The sequence below is a fragment of the Microcoleus sp. MON2_D5 genome, assembly GCF_036701905.1.
Taxonomy (GTDB): domain Bacteria; phylum Cyanobacteriota; class Cyanobacteriia; order Cyanobacteriales; family Microcoleaceae; genus Microcoleus.
Map to the genome: position 1 here is coordinate 1 of NZ_JAUBRM010000099.1, position 19845 is coordinate 19845.

At 45.1% G+C, this 19845-nt stretch carries 23 protein-coding genes; 11 read left to right on the top strand and 12 right to left on the bottom strand.

Going from position 1 to position 19845, the window contains the following annotated elements:
• Window positions 1-461 precede the first annotated feature (461 nt).
• Complete coding sequence (locus QUA47_RS25935) at window positions 462-1070, bottom strand: calcium-binding protein (protein ID WP_445302548.1); 609 nt, start codon at window positions 1068-1070, stop codon at window positions 462-464.
• Window positions 1071-1206: 136 nt separating this feature from the next.
• Here QUA47_RS25935 and ctpA point away from each other — a divergent pair, with 136 nt between their 5' ends.
• Window positions 1207-2445, top strand: a complete 1239-nt coding sequence (gene ctpA, locus QUA47_RS25945) for a carboxyl-terminal processing protease CtpA (protein ID WP_333432879.1) — start codon at window positions 1207-1209, stop codon at window positions 2443-2445.
• A 225-nt stretch (window positions 2446-2670) separates the two neighbouring features.
• Here the strand turns inward: ctpA and QUA47_RS25950 are convergent, their stop codons facing one another.
• Together QUA47_RS25950 and psaM are read right to left on the bottom strand one after the other, a co-directional pair.
• Complete coding sequence (locus QUA47_RS25950) at window positions 2671-3087, bottom strand: slr1601 family putative cell division protein (RefSeq protein ID WP_190660161.1); 417 nt, start codon at window positions 3085-3087, stop codon at window positions 2671-2673.
• A gap of 283 nt (window positions 3088-3370) precedes the next feature.
• Entirely contained in the window at window positions 3371-3466 is a 96-nt protein-coding gene (gene psaM, locus QUA47_RS25955) for a photosystem I reaction center subunit XII (protein ID WP_190660159.1), read from the bottom strand.
• Window positions 3467-3938: 472 nt separating this feature from the next.
• On the opposite strand from psaM, the gene QUA47_RS25960 reads away from it, so the two are divergent.
• Window positions 3939-4709, top strand: coding sequence for a TerC family protein (locus QUA47_RS25960; protein WP_333432880.1), 771 nt, complete (start codon window positions 3939-3941; stop codon window positions 4707-4709).
• Window positions 4710-4878: 169 nt separating this feature from the next.
• Window positions 4879-5013, top strand: a complete 135-nt coding sequence (locus QUA47_RS25965) for a hypothetical protein (protein WP_333432881.1) — start codon at window positions 4879-4881, stop codon at window positions 5011-5013.
• A gap of 180 nt (window positions 5014-5193) precedes the next feature.
• Here QUA47_RS25965 and QUA47_RS25970 read toward each other — a convergent pair whose 3' ends face one another.
• Window positions 5194-5928 carry a DCL family protein gene (locus tag QUA47_RS25970; protein WP_333432882.1) on the bottom strand — a complete coding sequence of 245 codons (735 nt, stop codon included), beginning with the start codon at window positions 5926-5928 and terminating at the stop codon, window positions 5194-5196.
• 146 nt (window positions 5929-6074) lie between these two features.
• Between QUA47_RS25970 and QUA47_RS25975 the strand changes: the two genes are divergently transcribed.
• The gene (locus QUA47_RS25975; RefSeq protein WP_333432883.1) at window positions 6075-6494 is read left to right on the top strand and encodes a XisH family protein; all 420 of its coding nucleotides are present in this window, start codon (window positions 6075-6077) and stop codon (window positions 6492-6494) included.
• Window positions 6479-6814: an element excision factor XisI family protein gene (locus QUA47_RS25980; RefSeq protein WP_333095924.1), complete on the top strand. Its 336-nt coding sequence runs from the start codon at window positions 6479-6481 to the stop codon at window positions 6812-6814. Before QUA47_RS25975 ends, QUA47_RS25980 begins: the two co-directional genes overlap by 16 nt.
• Window positions 6815-6889: 75 nt before the next feature.
• Here QUA47_RS25980 and QUA47_RS25985 read toward each other — a convergent pair whose 3' ends face one another.
• A complete protein-coding gene (locus tag QUA47_RS25985) occupies window positions 6890-7978 on the bottom strand; it encodes an ABC transporter ATP-binding protein (protein ID WP_333432884.1) in 1089 nt (362 codons plus the stop codon).
• A gap of 126 nt (window positions 7979-8104) precedes the next feature.
• Here QUA47_RS25985 and QUA47_RS25990 point away from each other — a divergent pair, with 126 nt between their 5' ends.
• Both QUA47_RS25990 and QUA47_RS25995 read left to right on the top strand, forming a co-directional pair.
• A complete protein-coding gene (locus QUA47_RS25990) occupies window positions 8105-9826 on the top strand; it encodes an iron ABC transporter permease (protein WP_333432885.1) in 1722 nt (573 codons plus the stop codon).
• A 29-nt stretch (window positions 9827-9855) separates the two neighbouring features.
• A complete protein-coding gene (locus QUA47_RS25995; RefSeq protein ID WP_333432886.1) occupies window positions 9856-10377 on the top strand; it encodes a pentapeptide repeat-containing protein in 522 nt (173 codons plus the stop codon).
• Window positions 10378-10449: 72 nt separating this feature from the next.
• Here QUA47_RS25995 and QUA47_RS26000 read toward each other — a convergent pair whose 3' ends face one another.
• The 3 genes from QUA47_RS26000 to QUA47_RS26010 all read right to left on the bottom strand — a co-directional run bounded on the left by QUA47_RS26000 (window position 10450) and on the right by QUA47_RS26010 (window position 14773).
• On the bottom strand, window positions 10450-11499 hold the full coding sequence (locus tag QUA47_RS26000) for a Fe(3+) ABC transporter substrate-binding protein (RefSeq protein ID WP_333432887.1): 1050 nt from the start codon (window positions 11497-11499) through the stop codon (window positions 10450-10452).
• A gap of 763 nt (window positions 11500-12262) precedes the next feature.
• Window positions 12263-13738: a glycogen synthase GlgA gene (gene glgA, locus QUA47_RS26005; RefSeq protein ID WP_333407631.1), complete on the bottom strand. Its 1476-nt coding sequence runs from the start codon at window positions 13736-13738 to the stop codon at window positions 12263-12265.
• Between the two features lie 306 nt (window positions 13739-14044).
• Window positions 14045-14773 carry an AIM24 family protein gene (locus tag QUA47_RS26010; protein WP_333432888.1) on the bottom strand — a complete coding sequence of 243 codons (729 nt, stop codon included), beginning with the start codon at window positions 14771-14773 and terminating at the stop codon, window positions 14045-14047.
• 180 nt (window positions 14774-14953) lie between these two features.
• On the opposite strand from QUA47_RS26010, the gene QUA47_RS26015 reads away from it, so the two are divergent.
• Window positions 14954-16450 carry a glycosyl hydrolase family 57 gene (locus QUA47_RS26015; RefSeq protein ID WP_333432889.1) on the top strand — a complete coding sequence of 499 codons (1497 nt, stop codon included), beginning with the start codon at window positions 14954-14956 and terminating at the stop codon, window positions 16448-16450.
• Between the two features lie 143 nt (window positions 16451-16593).
• On the opposite strand, the gene QUA47_RS26020 is transcribed toward QUA47_RS26015, so the two are convergent.
• Window positions 16594-16893, bottom strand: coding sequence for a hypothetical protein (locus tag QUA47_RS26020; RefSeq protein ID WP_006633230.1), 300 nt, complete (start codon window positions 16891-16893; stop codon window positions 16594-16596).
• A gap of 49 nt (window positions 16894-16942) precedes the next feature.
• The gene (locus QUA47_RS26025; protein ID WP_333432890.1) at window positions 16943-17554 is read right to left on the bottom strand and encodes a DNA-3-methyladenine glycosylase; all 612 of its coding nucleotides are present in this window, start codon (window positions 17552-17554) and stop codon (window positions 16943-16945) included.
• Between the two features lie 20 nt (window positions 17555-17574).
• Between QUA47_RS26025 and QUA47_RS26030 the strand changes: the two genes are divergently transcribed.
• Entirely contained in the window at window positions 17575-17697 is a 123-nt protein-coding gene (locus QUA47_RS26030; protein WP_006633228.1) for a hypothetical protein, read from the top strand.
• Between the two features lie 99 nt (window positions 17698-17796).
• Here QUA47_RS26030 and QUA47_RS26035 read toward each other — a convergent pair whose 3' ends face one another.
• Complete coding sequence (locus QUA47_RS26035) at window positions 17797-18315, bottom strand: pentapeptide repeat-containing protein (RefSeq protein ID WP_333285665.1); 519 nt, start codon at window positions 18313-18315, stop codon at window positions 17797-17799.
• Between the two features lie 47 nt (window positions 18316-18362).
• The gene (locus tag QUA47_RS26040; protein ID WP_333218402.1) at window positions 18363-18545 is read right to left on the bottom strand and encodes a hypothetical protein; all 183 of its coding nucleotides are present in this window, start codon (window positions 18543-18545) and stop codon (window positions 18363-18365) included.
• A gap of 282 nt (window positions 18546-18827) precedes the next feature.
• Here QUA47_RS26040 and QUA47_RS26045 point away from each other — a divergent pair, with 282 nt between their 5' ends.
• Window positions 18828-19331 carry a hypothetical protein gene (locus QUA47_RS26045; protein WP_333432891.1) on the top strand — a complete coding sequence of 168 codons (504 nt, stop codon included), beginning with the start codon at window positions 18828-18830 and terminating at the stop codon, window positions 19329-19331.
• A 108-nt stretch (window positions 19332-19439) separates the two neighbouring features.
• On the top strand, window positions 19440-19670 hold the full coding sequence (locus QUA47_RS26050; protein ID WP_333432892.1) for a translation initiation factor: 231 nt from the start codon (window positions 19440-19442) through the stop codon (window positions 19668-19670).
• The last annotated feature ends 175 nt before the right edge of the window (window positions 19671-19845 follow it).

The following is a 19845-nucleotide window of genomic DNA, read 5'->3' on the forward strand; positions in this document are numbered from 1 at the left end:
GCACCTTACTTGCTCTCCATTTTTGGACACCATACCTAATTTACCACTATTTGAGCCTTAACTGAACCGTATTGCGTCTAAAGTGTTATTACCACCCACACCAGATAGAGTATCATTGCCTCCAAGCCCGCACAGGGAATCATCGCCCATTTCACCTGCTAGCAAATTATCGAGATTGTCACCGCATATAACTACCAAAAATTTGTCCTTCGGAAAACTATTTCACAGGTACAGTCACTCAATTTTAGATTTTAGATTTTAGATTTTGGATTGTTCTCGTCCAGTCAATTTGGAATTTTTAATTGGGGGTTTTTGATTTTGTAAGGACTTTAGTGTTGATTGACATTTTGTAGTAAGGGATGCAAGTAGTGATTCACCTAAATCTGTCACAAAAAACTGAAACCCTTACTACAAAAATAATTTCCTGGAGGAACACAAGATTTACCTGTCTCCCTAATCCTTTAACTGAAATTGGCAAGGGGAATTTGGTTAGCTGTTACGCCATTGATAGCAGCTAAAATTTCGCCAGTTGCTGTCAAGCTGATTAAAGTGGCAGTGTTGCTAGGGATAATATAAAGTTGCGAGAAGGTTAAATTGTCGGGAAGTGCGAGGAAGTCGATGCCGACTTCAAAATCGAAAATGATCTCGCTGCCAGAATTGGCGGAAATTAAGAAGCCATCGCTCCCATTTCCTCCTATCAAACTGTCATCGCCGTTTTCACCGCTGAGAAAATCCGACCCGTTACCGCCCAGCAAGATATCGCTAGCTTGACCGCCGTAAAGACTGTCATTGCCTTTACATCCACTCAAGCTATCTTGACCGCGATTTCCAAATAGGATATCTTCCCCATTATTGCCGAACAAATTATCGATTTCTTTGCCGCCGTAAACAGTGTCATCGCCGTCGCCACCGTCGAGGGAATCATTGCCTTGATTGCGGTGTATCCAGTGGTTGCCGCCCAAACCGCTGAGAGTATCATTGCCACGTTTGCCGGCTATTGTATCGCTGCCGCTGTCGCCGGAGAGGCTGTCGTCGCCGTCAGTGCCGGTGAGATTGGAGTTAGCTGCGATCGCTTATATTTATTTACAAGTGCCAGCGGGACGCTCGCGATCGTGCAAAAGGCGAGTTAAATCTGCAACAGCGTTCCCAGCGTACAAACGTAAAATACATAAAATGTAATACTTACTGGTATTTTACGGAACAATCATGCACAGACGAGTTTTCCACATTGCTATTTTACTTTTCCTCCAAGTCGCCCTGGTTCTAGGCGGGTGGGTCGGGCCTGCGGCGGCCCTAACTCCAGAACAGCAGCTTTTGAGCGAAGCTTGGCGAATTGTCAATCGCTCTTATGTGGATGACAAATTCAACAATCACAATTGGTGGTCGATTCGCGAAAAAGCCGTTAAACAACCGCTCAACGACAGACAGCAGACTTACACGGCGATTCAGGGGATGCTGGCGAATCTAGACGACCCCTTCACTCGACTGCTGAAACCCGAACAGTACCGCAGCTTGCAGGTTAACACTTCGGGAGAATTGACGGGAGTGGGGCTGCAAATTGCGATCGACCCCCAGACAAATACCCTGACAGTGGTGGCTCCTTTAGCCGGCTCACCGGCGGATAAAGCTGGCATCCAACCCCTCGATCGCATTCTGAAAATTAATGGCACTCCTACCTCAGAATTGAGCCTAGACGAAGCAGCAACTCGAATGCGCGGCCGCATCGGCACTGCCGTTACCTTGACCTTGGGGCGCGAGGGAAGGGACGCTGCTGAGGAAATTGAGCTAGTGCGCGATCGCATTGCTCTGAATCCGGTTTACGCCGAATTGCAGTCGGGGTCGGAGAATTTGCCGCTGGGCTACATTCGCTTGAGTCAATTCAGTGCTAACGCTACTGAGGAAGTCGCTCGCGCGATCGACCGCTTGGAAAAACAAGGAGCCGCCGCCTACATTCTCGACCTCCGGAACAACCCGGGGGGACTGTTGCAAGCTGGAATTGAAATTGCCCGCCTGTGGCTCGATTCCGGGACGATCGTCTACACGGTGAACAGACAAGGCATTCTCGGCAGTTTTGAAGCCTCTGGACAAGCCCTAACTAACGATCCGCTGATTGTTTTGGTGAACAAGGGAAGTGCCAGTGCTAGCGAAATTTTGGCTGGTGCGCTGCAAGATAACGGCAGAGCTCAACTGGTAGGAGAAAATACTTTTGGCAAAGGGCTGATCCAGTCGCTGTTTGATTTGTCTGACGGTTCCGGGTTGGCTGTGACTGTTGCTAAGTACGAGACACCGAACCATAAAGATATTAACAAGCTGGGGATTGCGCCCGATCGCGTAGTGCCTTGGGAACCTATCGCGCGCGATCAGATTGGCACCGAAGCAGACTTGCAATATCAAGCTGCACTGCAACTACTTAAAGATAAAACCGTGCTGGCAAAGTCAGTATAAGCCGGAGTGTGAAGTTTTGAGCTTGCAGCAGGCGTCAATACACAGGTCTAAGTCTGTCTCTGCGTTTCGTTCGCAAGGACAGACAACAACGATCCTAAAAACTCTTTAACTCAAAAGTGATATCACGTCCGACAGATTCATCTGTCATTGTTCGCTGTGCGAAGCAATGACATAAAAGAATGATGCACGTCGGACGTGATATCAAAACCCAAAACTCCGCTTCCCTTAAGGTTGCGGGGTTGATTCCTCGGCGTCGGGTACCTCGGCTTCTTGCAAAATCACCGGACGCTGCTGCGGGTCAGCTTGGTTGCTTTGCTCTTGCATCACAGTTTTAGCAAGGCTGGGGTCAAAGTAGCGGTTAAAGTCCGATCGCGACTGATTTACTCGCCCTTGGGTAAGATTGACTTCAGCTTGGATTTCGTGCAATTTTTCTTGCACCGCCCGGTAGTGAGGCCAAAGCTGAAGCAAAGCAGAAGTGGCACAGACTGAAAGTACCATGTTGACTGCCAACTTGACCCCTGTTTCTGCCGCGAGGGTTTGGTGAGGGTAGGAACGCTGGCGACTGCTGCTGCGACGAGGAGTAACCCGAGGGGAGTTTTTTACAGGACGCAGTGGGGTAACGGTGGGTTGAATCGCTTGCATAATGTTTTTTCAAATACCTGAGACTGACGTTTTAGAGTTCAAAGAGCAAATTCTGAGCTTAACGCACACTCGCCGCTGTTTGTCAGGGTGCTGACAGCCACAATTGTTAAGACAAAGTGAGGCGTGAAGACGGAATTTCCCCATAAAAATGCCTGCCCTTGCAGTCTCGTCTTGCTGAACACAAACAATCTACTGCACTGGGGCAGCAATTGTCTGTATCTGTAATGCGAGAGATTTAACTGGTCAGGCAGGCATTTTGCGGTTCGCAACTGGTGTCTGGAAACTATTTGTACAGTTCAGTTGACAGCCGGAAAGCCATGATTCCGGGAATCAAAGCAATTACGAGCGCTACGTAGACTTGGGTATCTGTTAAAGACATATTCGCAAAACTCCTTTTCGCGGGCACGAGCTTTCACTAATTTGAGACAAATTGGCGCTTTTGGGAATCATTTGTTACAACTTGCAACACAAATGGTGCGTCCGGGGAGGAGTGGCCTAGTGGCCGAGTGGCCTAGTGGCGCAGTTTTTGAGTGTCGGAGGGGGAGAATTTTGGTGTTGCATAATTACGGGATGATTCTGATGGTTTTGTGGGATGGGCGCAGGAACCCGAAGGCGTGTATTTTCACGGCAGGCGGGACGCCTAACCCACAAGAAGCCTCCTTAAATGGTGCAACGCCAGAATTTTTCCTTGTTTCCTGGGACTGCTTCCTTCGGACGTTGTTCGGACGATCGCCTCCCACAGAATTACCGCGTTAGGTTAAGATTTAAATGAAGGTGACACTAATTTTAGACAGAGCGGGTAATTTGCGCTGCGCTCTTCACTTGCCAATCTTAGGTGCACAAAATAGTTAATGCTAGATCAATTTCTCGACGCTTCACCCAATTTTGGAGTTGACGGCTTTTTATTATTGTTGGTTTTGGTGGCTTTGGAAGCTGTACTTTCGGCTGACAACGCGATCGCCCTGGCGTCTATTTCTAAAGGTTTGGAAGATGCCAAGGATCAGCAAAAAGCTCTCAACTTGGGTTTGATAATTGCTTTTGTACTGCGGCTCGCCCTAATTTTAACGGCTACTTGGGTGATTCAATACTGGCAGTTTGAACTGCTTGGTGCTCTCTACCTGCTGTGGCTTGTTTTCCAACATTTTACTTCAGATACAGACTCCGAAGGAGAACATCACGGGCCCAGATTTGCGTCTGTGTGGCAAGCAATTCCCATGATTGCTTTTACGGATTTAGCGTTTTCATTGGATAGCGTTACTACTGCGATCGCTGTTTCTGATAACACTTTTATCGTCGTAACAGGTGCTACTATTGGAATTATTGCCCTGCGATTCATGGCCGGGTTGTTCATCCGCTGGCTGGATGAGTTCGTTCACCTAGAAAGTGCTGGTTACATCACAGTTGGGTTCGTGGGAATGCGGTTGTTGGTGAAAGTAATTAATCCGGATTTAGTTCCTCCGCAATGGCTGCTAGTTTCCAGTATTGTCTTGATGTTTGTCTGGGGATTTTCTAAGCGTACTCCCGAGCCAGTCGAGATTGCAAAATCTCTAGAAATCGCTCTCAATCAGCCGGATTCAGAAGTTGCTGTTCCAGAATCGCAAGGACAAAAGTCCGAAATTTAACATACTTTCATCTGAATAAAATTAGCTTAAATCTGTCAAACCAACAAGATTAATGGCTGGTTAAAACCTGCAAAAGCCTTTCATCCCGGTGACTTTAGTCCGGGGATGAAAGGCTTTTATTTTTTAATATTGTTTTTTTCACTACCCGATCGAACTTATAGGAGTACAATTGGACCTATCGAAAGGCAGTTATCAAAATCAGACTCAGCAATGGTTAGACTGGTGGGATAACGAGGGGAATTGGTTGCTGAGGGGGTTGGCGGCATATTGGCGATCGCAGGCGATCGATCCGGATCTGATTTGATCTTTAGTGGTGGCTGTATTTTTTGAGGATAGGGAAAGAGGGCGAGCGATGGGAAGGAGTTGCAGGCGATCGGCTTTCACCTGTTGGGAAAAAATCTAACCTTCCTGTTGAGTGGCTGCCAGAAAACTTCGCGATGCACCAGAAGTCTGAGTCAATCCACTCCAACAGAGATGTGATACGTCAGTCACCTACAAGTTCATTAGGAATCAATACAGGATTACGGCTCTTCCGAATTCTCTCAGAGCCGCCAAGACTAAGATTTTGTTCCGCTTTAATAACCCTAAGCTGCGCCATTTTATGATGATATCGTCGAAACTTATCCTTTAACTCTTGATCAATCATAGTTGTTTGAAACTGGGCATCCTGGGACATTAACAACATTTCAGGTTTTATTTCAATATCATTAGCGCCAATAAAAGTGTTCACAAGAACCTGAAAGGTCAAGGGTTTTTTATGGTCAAGATGGCTCTCATAAATAGCTACTTTATCACCAGTAATATCGCATTCAACTCTTCCATTCTGATCGGCAAACTTTTCAAAGAACATTTTTTTAGTTAGCCGAAGATCATCTTGAACAGCGGCACGACCGGCTTCTAAAAAATCTTGATAAAGAGACTTTCCTTTAGCAGAAATCGCTGTGCGATAAGAAAAATCTGTTTTAGATCCATCTGTTCTTTCTATCCAAAAGCAACTTGTCGGCATATCGGTTCTATATTTGTACAAACGTTTTATACCACATCCAATCTTTTTATCTGCTTCAGGATGGCGCTCCAGAAGAGCTAGTAACATATCGTGATCATCACCTGCTATGCTTTGACCATTTCGATAGCGCTCCAACATATTTCTGAAGTGTTCAATAGCATCTTTCTGGAATTTGAACTCTATTCCATTGAGAACAATTGGTTGCCTTGCCATTTAAACTCCCTACCAGTTTTATATAACGTATAACTTAAATTGTATCGCAGATGTGTTACCCTAGATCATAATAAGCGATATCTGCAAGACATAGGAGTTCAAAAAGTCCCTGCTTATCTTTCCTAACCTCAATTCTCGAATGTCGAATGTCTAGACGCGATAATTTACACTTCTCCCTACGTCGCACCCTCGAAAAAGACGGGTGGACAATTACGGACGATCCTTTAGTCTTAGTGTTAGAACAGACACTTTTGAAAGCCGACTTAGGAGCCGAAAAGTTTTTCACTGCGGAAAAAGAAGGGCATAAAATCGCTGTTGAAATCAAAGACTTCGATTCACCCTCAGTCATCAGCGAACTGGAAAAAACGATGGGACAGCTTCAGCTTTACCAATGGGCATTGGAAGGCCAAGAACCGGAGCGTCAGTTGTTTTTAGCTGTGAGCCAAGCGATGTACATTAAACACTTTCAAAAACCAATTTTTCAGTTAGCCGTCCAGCGAAATAAAATCAACTTATTAGTTTACGAACCAAATCAAGAGGCGATTCTCCAATGGATAACTCACTAAGCTATGCAGACATCCTCAAAAAAACCCTGCAAGAAGCAACTCGCGCCCAACCCCGTTTACAGGCGATCCAGCTTTACCCCGTCTGTGATGTCGATTCGGGTCACTTTCTGATTCTCGCTACAGGCTGGGATAAACAGCGCTGGATTGACACGATTCTGTTTCATGCTCGTTTAGTCGATAATCAAGTTGTAATTGAAGAGGATAACTTTGAGGAAGGTCTAAGCCAAGCGCTGATTGCAGCGGGTATAAAAGCAGAGGATATCGTGACTAGCCCCTTCCCTGACAACAGCGATAGACAGAAAACCTATCAGACAGTATAAGCAAGAAGGAAGAGGGGGAGACTTGGAGATGGGAAGAGGGGGAGGATTTTTTCCCAATTAGCAATTAGCCATTAGCTATGGCTTAGGCTTACCGACAAAGAAAGCTAAGGCAGAATTGTCACCACAAGATAACCGAACTTTAGAACCAATCGGAAAAACATTTCCTGTGGTTGTAAGTGCATATAACTTTTCGCCAGACGGAGTTTTTAAACAATAACGATTTTCTCTACCTAAAAATTGTCGATCGCAAACCACAACAGCCGAATCTTCATCTAAGAATAAACTTAAATCTTCCTGCCGGATCATCAATTCTCCTTCAGTAGAAACATCACAAGGAACTTTTACAAATGAATCTTTTTTAACAGCAAAACAACCTACTTCTGTTTCCCAAAAATCCTGCTTCAGCGATGCAGACACAAAATTAGCTTGCGTCACAAACTCAGCCACAAATCGAGATGCTGGTTCTTGATAAACTTCCTCTGGAGTGCCAAACTGTTCTAATTGACCTTGACGCATCACCGCTACCCAATCTGAAATCGAAAGTGCTTCTTCGCGATCGTGCGTGACAAATACACCAGAGGTTCGGGTTGCTTTGAGAATCTCGCGGACTTCCTGACGCAATCTTAACCGTACTTGTACATCTAAATTACTCAACGGTTCATCTAGTAAAATAATCGCAGGTCTAGGGGCTAAAGCACGGGCCAGGGCTACTCGCTGTTGCTGACCCCCGGATAATTCATGGGGATAACGGTTTTCCAATCCTTCTAATCCCACCAACGCTAATGCTTCTGCGACACCTTTCTGAATATTATGCTTTGACTCTTTTCCTTGATGCGTCAAGCCAAAAGCTACATTTTTCGCGACTGTCAAATGGGGGAATAGTGCATAGTCTTGAAACACCATACCAATGTCTCGCTGTTCCGGCGGAACTGACATATTAACACTGGCTACAGTTTTTCCTGCTAAAGCGATCGTCCCTGCTTGTAGCTGTTCAAAACCAGCAATTAACCGCAGCAACGTTGTTTTCCCACAACCCGATGGCCCCAACAGCCCCAGTATATCTCCTTGATGTAATGTCAGGGTGACAGACGCTACCGCAGGTGATGCTGCTTGGGAATACTGTTTTGTTACACCATCTAAATGCAGAATTATCGGTCGAGCCATTATTGCTATAAATAATCAACAACTTACTATTTTACAATAAACCAGTTTAGTGAGAGAAATTGTCATAAAGACTTGACAAATGTTTACACCTACTGATAAAATAGCAAGCTAGACTTTTTACTAGAGATGAAAAATTCCCCACAATCACTACAGCAAACAGGAATCAGGACAATCCAAGGGCGATCGACCTTACGCAGTTTATCCGCTAGTGGGTGGACACTTGCGGTTATCGCTTTAGCGTTGCCGATCGCCATACCAGTGATCGGTGTCTTATCCAGTATCTTTTTTGAAGCTAAAGATACATGGCAACATTTAACCGATACAGTTTTAACCCGTTATATAGTCAACTCTTTATTGTTAATGCTCGGTGTAGGCTTTGGTGTTGTCGTGATTGGCGTAGGATGTGCGTGGCTAGTAACAATGTGTCGCTTTCGGGCCAGTCGCGTATTTGAATGGGCATTACTGTTACCCTTAGCGGCCCCAGCTTACGTGCTAGCTTATACTTATACAGACTTTTTAGAATTTTCCGGCCCAGTTCAAACTGCTTTGCGTTATATTTTTGGCTGGAGTTATGGAGACTATTGGTTTCCTAACGTGCGATCGCTCCCGGGAGCAATCTTAATGCTAATCTTAGTTTTATATCCCTACGTCTACCTATTAACAAGAGTTGCATTTTTGGAGCAATCCACTTGCACCCTAGAAGCTAGTAGAATACTTGGCTGTAGTCCTTGGCGGAGTTTTATTACAGTTGCCTTACCAATGGCAAGACCCGCAATTGTTGCAGGTTTAGCACTGGCTTTGATGGAAACTCTCAACGATTATGGCACTGTTCAGTATTTTGGAGTTGATACATTCACCACAGGTATTTATCGGACTTGGTTTGGCATGGGAGAACGAATTGCAGCCAATCAACTAGCTGCGATGCTATTATTATTTGTTCTGGGTTTAATTTTAGTAGAACGCTGGTCTCGAAGTCGGACAAAATATTATCAAGCTAGCAGTCGCTATCGCCAACTGCAAACTTATCAGCTTAAAGGAATTCGGGAGGTTTTAGCGGTAATTGCTTGTTTTATGCCGCTATTTTTTGGTTTTTTATTGCCAGCAGGTCTTTTAGTCAAGTTGACCTTAGCTAATTGGCAAGTCACTTTAGATGAACGCTTTTGGATATTTGCCCGTAATAGTTTAATTTTGGCTACCCTGACAGCCCTTTTAGCCGTAATTATTGCCTTGATTATGGCTTATGGTTTACGGTTATATCCTAATTTAGGAGTGCAGTTAGGAACGAGAGTTGCGGCAATGGGCTATGCTGTACCTGGTTCGGTGATTGCAGTGGGGATTATGGTTCCCATTGGAAAAATTGACAATCTATTTGATAGTTGGATGCGTGAAAACTTGGGAATTTCTACAGGCTTGTTGTTAAGTGGTACGATCGCAGCTTTGGTATTTGCCTATATAGTTCGCTTCCTAGCTGTTTCTTTAAATGCGGTGGAGTCAAGTTTGAGCAAAATCAAGCCTAATTTAGATGATGCGGCGAGAAGTTTGGGTTATAGTCCGATGCAAACTTTAGTTACAGTTCATACACCAATGATGACCGGAGGTTTACTAACTGCCATGATGTTAGTATTCGTTGATGTAATGAAAGAGTTACCTGCTACTATAATTATTAGACCTTTTAACTTTGATACTTTGGCGGTGCGAACTTATCAACTTGCCTCAGATGAACGATTGGCTGAAGCTTCGGGCCCAGCATTGGCAATTGTTTTAGTGGGGATGTTACCGGTTATTTTATTAAGTTGGAAAATTGCGCGATCGCGCAATTCTTCAACAGAGTTAACGGTTAACAGTTAAAGGTTAAAATTATCCCTTTACAAATCAAGATGATTAATAAAAAATTAGCAATGTTTACCCGCACGACTGGCACAATCTCTTTCTTACTACTTACTATTTTTGTCACGTTTGGATGCCAAAAACAGGCGGCTAGTCCCCTCGAAACATTACAAAAAACTAAGCAATGTCCAGGATGCGATCTGAGTGCCGCTAAGTTAAGCAACCTTGATTTAACAAGCGCTAATCTCAATGGTGCTAAGTTGGAAGGTGCTGTGCTAGAAAAAATAAAACTTAATGAAGCCTTACTCGATAGCGTCAATCTCAAAGGTGCAAATTTAAAAGCTGCTTCTATGGAAAAAGCAGGTTTATTTGGGGCAGATCTCACAAATGCTGATTTGAGTAATGCAAATCTCAAGGGGGCTTTTTTGCGAGGCGCAAAACTGAATAATGCCAATCTTAGTAACGCCGATTTAAGTGAAACTGACTTAAATAGTGCTGATTTGACAGGGGCAAACCTGAAAGGGGCAAACCTGAAAGGGGCTATAATGCCGGATGGTACAATTAAAAATTAAAAATTAAAGTTGGTTGAATTCGGCGGTTTCAACCGCCGAATCACAAAGAGTAGCTTCTTGTTCAAAAAGCCTCTATTTCCAGCCGGCGCGATCGGCAATCTTTAAAGCTTCGGGGTTATTTTTCCCAAACACGTCAGGGTTAAGAGGATCAGATTTGAATGTACCAAAACTGGCAACTGCAGGATCGATCGCCACATTTGAAATCACAGGGTATTCGTAATTACCCCTAGCAAAAATTTGTTGCGCTTCGGGACTGGCTAAGTGTTCCAAGAATTTGGTCGCGCCTGCTTTGTTACGGGAGGTTTTGACTACACCGGCACCACAAATATTGACGTGGGTACCTCGATCGCGCTGGTTCGGGAAAAATACACCTACTTTGGCCGCGATCGCCTGTTCTGCTGGATCTTTCGATTTCATTAAGCGAGCTACATAATAGGTATTAACAATGGCAATATCGCCTACCCCATCAGCAACCGCCTTGATTTGCGCTGTATCATTTCCCTCTGGAGGACGCGCAAAATTAGCGACTAATCCTCGCGCCCAAGCTTCTGTTTTTTGAGCTCCATGAGCGGCTAACATAGCCCCAACAAGAGACTGATTATAGATATTAGTGGACGATCGCACTAAAACTTTGCCTTTCCACCGAGGTTCTGTCAGGGCCTCATAGGTTGACAACTGGGCAGGGTTCACCTTGCTTTTGTTATAAACAATCACCCGTGCCCGGCGCGATAGACCAAACCAGAAACCTTGAGGATCTCGCAAACTTGCTGGAATTGCCGATGTCAGGACTGTTGAAGAAACAGGTTGCAGGATACCTGCTTGTTTGGCCCGCCACAAACGCCCACCATCCACCGTGATGAAAACATCAGCGGGGCTATTTGCACCTTCACTTTTGATCCGTTCAATTAGTTGGTCAGCCTCCGCTTCAACGAGGTTAACCTTGAGCCCAGTTTTTTTGGTGAAGCTTTGGTACAACTCATTATCAGTGTCGTAGTGACGTGCTGAATAAAGGTTGAGAGTGCCGGTTTGGGCTGCGACAGGGGCTTTTTTGCTTAGTTCCCCCACTGCCACGACAGCCATTGCTGTACCGCTGGCAAGAAAAATACGCCGAGAAATGCTCATTGTTCTATAATAATAGATTTTTTCATCTGGTAATTGACACGATGGTGTATCTACAGCCATCTATAGTCATTGCTTTACTATATTAATGCAAGTAATTCTTATTTGATGATCGAGAGCGTAACTATTTTAGGGGTGACGCACCCGTGGTCACAAATCCGGTCTCGACTTCGCTCAACCGGCAATTTTTTTACGAAAAGACTTTGTTATAGCCCGCCGATTAGGCAAAAAATTTGGCGTTGCTCAATTTGAGGATGATTGTAGGGTGTCCCGCCTGCTGTGAAAATACACGCCTTCGGGCTGATGGGCCCCTCCACAAAAAAAATCAAAATCATGCCACTATTATGCAAGGCCAAAAAATTTGCTTATGAAGGTCTTGAGGCGTCCAGGACTGTATTTATGACAAAGATTTTTGCTCAATAGGTATCACAACATTTGTTTGCAATAGACATCTCCAAAAACTCCCAAGCCCTATCCCCCATATGTTTCTGACTGTCTGCCCTTTGATGGCAGACAGTGCTTTTACTAATTGCGAGCGACAACAACTTTTAGAGGTTTTATTAAATTTGGCCCATAAGGTAAATTTAAAAAGATTCCTTAAACAACCTCGCGCTCCCAAAAACAAAGCAATAGCCACCTCCTGGCGAGTCTCGTCACCGCCATGTATCAACTGTCAGACTTCGCGACCAGGCTCAACAGCTACCAAGAAGCGGGCTAGCAGTGCGAACCCTACAGTTAATAAGGTGCACACTGGATACCCTAATGATTATTTGTGTCGAATTAGGTCGTAAATTTCCACATAGTCTTTAGCTGGATATTTCCACGAATTGTCACAATTCATGCCTTGAAGCATGAGTTTTTCAAATTCATCATGATAGTCATACCACAATCCGATCGCCCGATCGAGCGCCGACTCTAAAGCCGAGTAGTCTGTTTGGTAAAACACGTAACCGTTGCGTTCTTCCGGGAGGTGGCGGGTGTCGTAATCTCGATCGAACACAGTATTCACCAAACCGCCCACTCCCCGCACCACAGGAACAGTACCGTACCTCAACCCGATCATCTGAGTCAGCCCGCAGGGTTCGTAATTACTGGGAACCACAATCATATCCCCACCGGCGTAAATTAAGTGCGACAGTTCCTCATTAAAACCTAGCTCTAAATGGCAGTCTGGATTATCATTTAAAAACTGTCTTTCATGCTGGAAATGCGCGTTAATTCCCGCTTCCGTCGCGGAACCCAAAAGCACGAATTGCGCTCCTTTACTCAGAGAGTAATAAATTGCATGGTGGACGAGATGAACGCCTTTTTGGTCGTCCAAGCGACCGATAAAGGTAATAATAGGCTTGTCAGCATCGCGCAGTAACAGCCGATCGCGCAAAGCTTTTTTAGTTTTGGCTTTTCCTGCCAAATCATCCTTAGTGTAGTGGTGCGGAATATAGCCATCACTTTCTGGATTCCACACATCGTAATCGATGCCGTTGAGCACCCCGCGAAACTTCTCTTGATACAAATGCAAAGTGTGGCCCAAACCGTAGCCGAACTCGCCCATATGAGCTTCCCAGGCGTGGTGCGGCGAAACTGTGGTGACAAAGTTCGAGTAAACAATGCCCCCTTTCATAAAGTTGATAGCAAAAGGGTTAAAGTTATCTCGGAGGCGATCGTACTCAAAATAATAATCATCTCGATTCAAACCCGTGGCTTGCAAAATATCGCCACCTCCCATGCCTTGATGTTTGAAATTGTGAATGGTATAGCAGACTCGCTGATTTTCCATCCAATTGTATTTGTAAATTTCAAACAGCATGACTGGAACCAAACCAGTTTGCCAATCGTGACAGTGAATCACATCCGGACGCTTGTTGCTTCTGAGCAAAAATTCCAAAGCGGCTTTGCTGAAAAATGCAAACCGCATATTGTCGTCATTGCAGCCGTAATAACAGCCGCGATTAAAAAAGTTATCTTGAGATCGAGGTTCGATGAAAAAACACAACTGCCCGTGCACCCACCCGCACAAGACATCGCAGAGGATTTCGCCGCCGTACCAGGGCACAGCCAGATCCCGGTAGGCCTCGTGAAGTCCCCAAATGTGGTCGTACCTCATGCAGTCGTACTTGGGTAGAATAACCTCGACGCAGTGGCCGGAATTCTCTAACTCCCGACTCAAACCGTAAACTACGTCGCCCAAACCTCCTGCTTTGATGACGGGGGCGCACTCCGAGGCAATTTGTACTATGTACATTTTTTTTTCTCGCTCCTGAATGAATCAAAAAAATATTTTCTTAACTTGACAAAGTATATGATTTCTAGGCAGATAAGCAAGTCGGCCATTGGGAATACAGGGAAAATACACGCAGGTAGCAGAAGTGGAGACCGATTAGGGCGATCAGGACGGTTACTTTAAATACAGGTACGGACACGGCACTGCCGTGTCCCTGATGTGCCAAAGTGTAATCGATCTCCTGTTTTGCCAGGTTTTGCAACAATCAAACTAATTTGTCAAATCGATTCGTTTTCATCAAGCGAATCTTCTGTCGCTGTCAATAACTCAACCCAAACCCATAGCATCATTTTCACATACTAATAATTTACCTTTGCCCTGATAAAACCAAACATAACCCTCTCCACCCCCTTTGCCAAAATGACCTAATTTTCGATAATCTTCTTCAATCCCCTTGGTAAATCCTTTAACCAAATCACAATCAGCTATCAAAGTTTCACCTTGTCTGAGTTCGACAATCTTAGCCGGTGAACTTGTAGCGGCTAAAACAGTAGCTTTTTGCTCGCGCAAAGCTGTAACAGCAATTCTCCACCTACCGTCATTAGAAGCAGCCATTTGTCGGAATTTCAGTTTTTTAGCACCGATAACTACATTGTCCGAACAAAACTGAAATATACCGTCATCAAACTCCCACTGCTCCGCATCCGAAAGCTCGATCGGCGTATAATGCAGGAAATGGCCTTTTTGTCTCGGTTCCAGTTTCACAGTACCAGTCCCTTGATATACGGGAGCGTTGTAGTCCATTTCCGTTGTCAAAGATACCCACATATCTTTCAAACGGTTATCCGTTTTATAAACACCGGAAGTCAATTTTCCCATACACCAATGCAGCGCACCTTTTTGAATTATCACTCCCGAATTGTTCAAGTTAATTTCCGCTTGCTGAACGAGGGGAATATTTTTAGTGGGATGGTAAAACTTATTGGTTTCAGGATTGATGTTATTTTGGATGTACCACAAATCCGTTGGCTCCAAAACCTTGATTTCGTATTTCATAATATACCTCGCCTATTTACTTGAAATGTGTTAAACATTTGACCCATGACTTGGGGCTTCCACGCTCCCGGACTTATCTTGTGAAATTTATCTTTTGCAGACTTCCTCTGCTACTGTTAAAGTATCTAGCTATCTTAGCAATAGCAGACAACGCCCCTCCACAATTGTTGAGAAAAATTTATGCCTGCGATCGCACAATCTCCCAATTTACCGATTTTACAAGAAATCAACTCAGGATTACCCAATATTTGCGGCTCCGAAGCAGAAATCAGTGCCGCAGCCAATAGCAACGAACCAATCTTTCTACCTACCACAAATCTGCGCCTGGAAAACATTCAAGCCGGATTCGCCTGCGCCCTCCATATGCACCAACCGACAATTCCTGCAGGTGCAAACGGCGAACTGATCAGCAATCTCCAGAATATGTTTGAACATCCCAACCAAGGAGATAACCACAATGCGGGAGTGTTTGCTTGGTGCTATTCTCGCATGGGGGAATTCATCCCACAACTGATTGCTGAAGGCTGCAACCCGCGAATTATGCTCGACTATTCGGGCAATTTGTTGTGGGGATTGCGCCAAATGGGACGCGACGATATCTTTGATAATCTCAAGCGCATTACCTGCGATCCTCAATATCAACCTCACGTAGAATGGCTGGGGACAATGTGGAGTCACGCCGTCATTCCCTCAACTCCCATTCCCGACATCAAACTCCAAATTCAAGCATGGCAACATCATTTTGCCGCCATTTTTGGCATAGATGCCCTGAAGCGGGTTAAAGGTTTTTCGCCCCCAGAAATGCACTTTCCCAATCACCCAGATACACTGTACGAATACATCAAAGCTTTGAAAGAATGCGGCTACCGCTGGCTGATGATGCAGGAACATTCTGTAGAAAATCCCGACGGTTCGGGATTGTCGCAAGACCAAAAATATATTCCCAACCGTTTAGTCGCCCGCAATTCTCGCGGCGAAACAATCAGTATTACTGCTTTGATTAAAACCCAAGGTTCTGATACGAAATTGGTCGGTCAAATGCAGCCTTATTACGAAGCCAAAGGACGAAACAAACAGCAAATTGGCAATGTCACAGTTCCTTCTTTAGTCACCCAGATTGCCGACGGCGAAAATGGCGGCGTGATGATGAATGAATTTCCCAGCGCCTTTGTCAAAGCTTGGCACGAAAACCGCGAACAAGGCGGGGGAAAATCCGGCGTTGTTGGTTTAAACGGCACTGAATATTTGGAGATAATTGAAGCGGCGGGGGTTAATCCTGAAGATTATCCTGTTTGTCAGGGAATTAACCAGCACAAAATCTGGCACCTAGTCGATCCTGATAATGCGACGCCGGAAAAAGTGGAAAGTGCGATCGCCCAACTCAAGCAAACAGACCATAATTTTCACATGGATGGTGCTTCTTGGACTAACGATTTGAGTTGGGTGAAAGGCTACGAAAATGTCTTGGAACCGATGAATCTACTTAGCGCTGCATTTCACAAAAAATACGACCCGCTGGTGCAGCAAGATGCTTCAGTTACCAAGCAGTTTGAATACCAGCAAGCTTTGCTTTACAACTTGCTGCTACAAACAAGCTGTTTCCGGTATTGGGGACAGGGAACTTGGACTGATTACGCGCGCGAACTTTACAACCGCGGCGCTGCTTTAATGAAGTAGCAGAATTTATTGTAGGGTGTCCCGGAAACTAACTGTTTCAGCAGCGTCAAATATCGGCGCTGACGCACCCTACATCTAGAAAACTTTATTGATAAAGAGAGGACTAAAGTCCTCACTACAAACACAGACTTACCAATTACTGTCTACATTTCCTGCATCAGCCGCAAATAGTTTTGCCGCATCTGCGTCATATTTTCCATCATTCTATTAGCCATATCTTTCTCAACATCGCTCATTTGTTGCCAAAATAAAGCCGATCGCCTCGCCATAATTGCTTCTTCCCACAACATCTCCAAAAGTTGCGCCGCCATTGGGTTTTCAGCATCGATAATCCCGCACAATTGCTCGAAGGCCCGGTTGGCTTCGGTGTGAGTGCTAACATCCTGAACCAGGCTTAGGCATTTTTTGAGTTGTACGATCGGATTTTCAGAAGAGTAAGCCATAATTTCACTGAGATAAGCGACAAAATTTACACTGATACCTTTGACATTACTAGAGTTGTGACACAGCGGTAGAGTTCCCTACATACCACCGCCAAGGCAAATCAATTCCTTGAGAAATCCCGATCCGCGTAGTTTGCACAAAATTTATTGTACCCTCCTCCACAGCTTGCTGAAAGTTCTCGCTCCGGTGTTCCAACCGCAGCGGTTGGCCTGCACCCAAGGGAAAACCGCTTAAAGTTCGATCGATCTCCAGTACCTTACACAGTTTCCCAGGCCCGGCGGCGAGGCGCGATCGCTTCTTATCGGGAATTCCAGCGAATTGTTGGGGAACCGGATCTAGCTGCAAAGCTCGAACCAGCACAGCACTAGCAACTCCCTCTGCATCCGTCACCACGTTAAAGCAGTGATACATCCCGTAGATTAAGTAAACGTAGCTCATACCCGCAGGCCCGAACATCACCTCATTGCGAGAAGTTCGCTGTCGGTAAGCATGACAAGCGGGATCTCCTGGGCCGTAAGCTTCGGTTTCGACAATAATTCCCCGAATCGTCTCGCCGTCAGGAAACTGCCGCACCAGAGTACAGCCCAGCAAATCTGGCGCTACGCTGGTAGATGGCCGCGCCAGCCAAAAAGATTCTACAATCTGAGTATTTGCACTCACTCAACAACAGCAGGTAAATTATGGACGTTAAGTTAGTTTTAGCAGTCTTGACAGCAGTTTTCACGGTTTGCTGTCTGTTCTTCGGAACAAAAAACGGATTCTACGATACTGACAAGTATCACGGTAACGGTTCTGCTCACTAATTTTAGGCGTGCAGTTCATTTCTTAAAAAACCGCTGCCTGACAAACAGGCGGCGGTTTTCTTCCGATTTTATAGATATAAACAGTATTTGCTGGTCTTACTAAGGATGAATTGTGCCATCGGGCATTTTAGCTTCTTGCAAGCTAGCATTCGAGAAATCAGCGCATCCCATGAGGTTGAAACGCATGGTCGCTCCTCGATCCGTTGCTTTCATATTGAAACCAACTACTGCATTTTCTGGGTTATTCTGCTGTGGAACAGCGGTGACATTAAAATCCATATTTGCTTTTTTTTCATTAGCCTCAAGGTTAAAAGTGATGCCAGCACAGCCCAAATCAGCTCCCGTCAGGTTGGCTCTATTTAAGTTGGCATTTTTGAGGTTGGCATTGGTCAACTTGGCTCCTGATAAGTTAGCACCTTCTAGATTAGCTCCCTGCAAGTTGACTCCTTGCAAGTCTAATCCTTTTAGGTTGGCATTGCTGAAATTGCATTCGGGACACTGTTTGGTTTGCAGCAATTCCTTGACTTGGTTTTGTTGATTTGAAAAAGTTAGATATTTTACCGCAGTAAATACAACTGCGATGGACAATCCAGCAGTAAATAAATTCTTTAATTTCATAAATATCCGAAAAGCTTCGGGGGCTTTCTATCGCGGTTAATTGATTTCTACAATAGTGCGATCGACCTCTCCAGAATTTCCCCAACAAAATTGTCGGCATCTGAGTCAAGCACTCCGGCGCAATTAAACACCGCCGGACTTATACATCCCGCCTTTTTTCCCTCGCCCGTGCTGCTTTGAGTTTCGGACTCCCCCCGTCCGTCTGCTTCACTTTGCTGTGAGCAGTCCACAAACAGAATTTATTCTTACCCGAAGGCGCGCATTTGCATATACCTCCAGACTGAAATAAAAGAAAGTTTATTTATATCCCTGGAATGAGCTAATTTTCGAGAGACTTGAGGATGATTGAATACAAAGGCAATACCGTACCTGCGCTGTTAAGTTCTCAGCAACTACTTTTGTCAAAATTGCTTTGAGAAATTAATTTACTCTAAAAACTGTTGGCAGCAGCTCAGGTTCCTCAACCTCGCCAGAACACACCCTACCTGTAATCCCGACAATTCGGAGCGGCAATGAACACAATCAAACCCGAACCCAAAAGATCGCGCTTCATGGCTCTGCTGCTGACAACGCTGCTGACCTTTCCCTTTGTGAGTGCTTGCGGTTCTGACGGACGAACTGACGCTCCCCCGCCTCCTGTTGACAACACTCGCGCTGGAGGAGTGCAAACTAATCGCGGCCCCACTCCTTCCCCACAAGCAAAAAAAGGACTGAACAATGCTCAAAAAGTAGGGATTACTTTAGCAGGAGCAGCCGCCCTTTACTACATCTACAATCAGTACAAAAATAAACAAGAAAAGGGGCCGCAGGGAAAACATTACCTTTCCAAAAACGGTCGCGTTTACTACCGCGATGCCCAGAATCGCGCGGTCTGGGTAACGCCCCCGCCTGAAGGAATTAAAGTTCCGGAGTCCGAGGCAGCGCGTTACCGCGAATTCCAAGGGTACAACAACCAAAATACCGGTCGAGACCTTACTACCTTGCCGGAAGCTACAAGTCCTGTTCCCGCACAGTAGTCTAAGCATTTGAGATTTTAGATTGCAGGTTCCGTGAGTTTCCCTTAAATCTGGGATTCCCAATCTAAAACAGTCGTTTTTCAACACATAAAAAAGAGGAACTTTATCATGGTAGACGGATTTTTGCGGAAGTTAAAAGATGCGATCGTCGGGTCAAACAGCGAGCAAGTCGCTCCTGACGGCTATTACGAAGATGCCTCAAATCCCGGACAGTTCGACAACCTGGCTCTAGCCAGCGAAGACCCATACGGCGACCCGGCTGGCTACGGAGAGTTCGGCAACGTGTTACCGCGAATTCGAGGGGTACAACAACCAAAATACCAGTCGAGACCTTACTAGCTTGCCGGAAGCTACAAGTCCTGTTCCGGCACAGTAGTGTAACCATTTGAGATTTTAGATGGTAGGTTCCGTGACGTTCAATTAAATCTGGGATTCCGAATCTAAAACAGTCGTTTTTCAACACATAAAAAAGAGGAACTTTATCATGGTAGACGGATTTTTGCGGAAGTTAAAA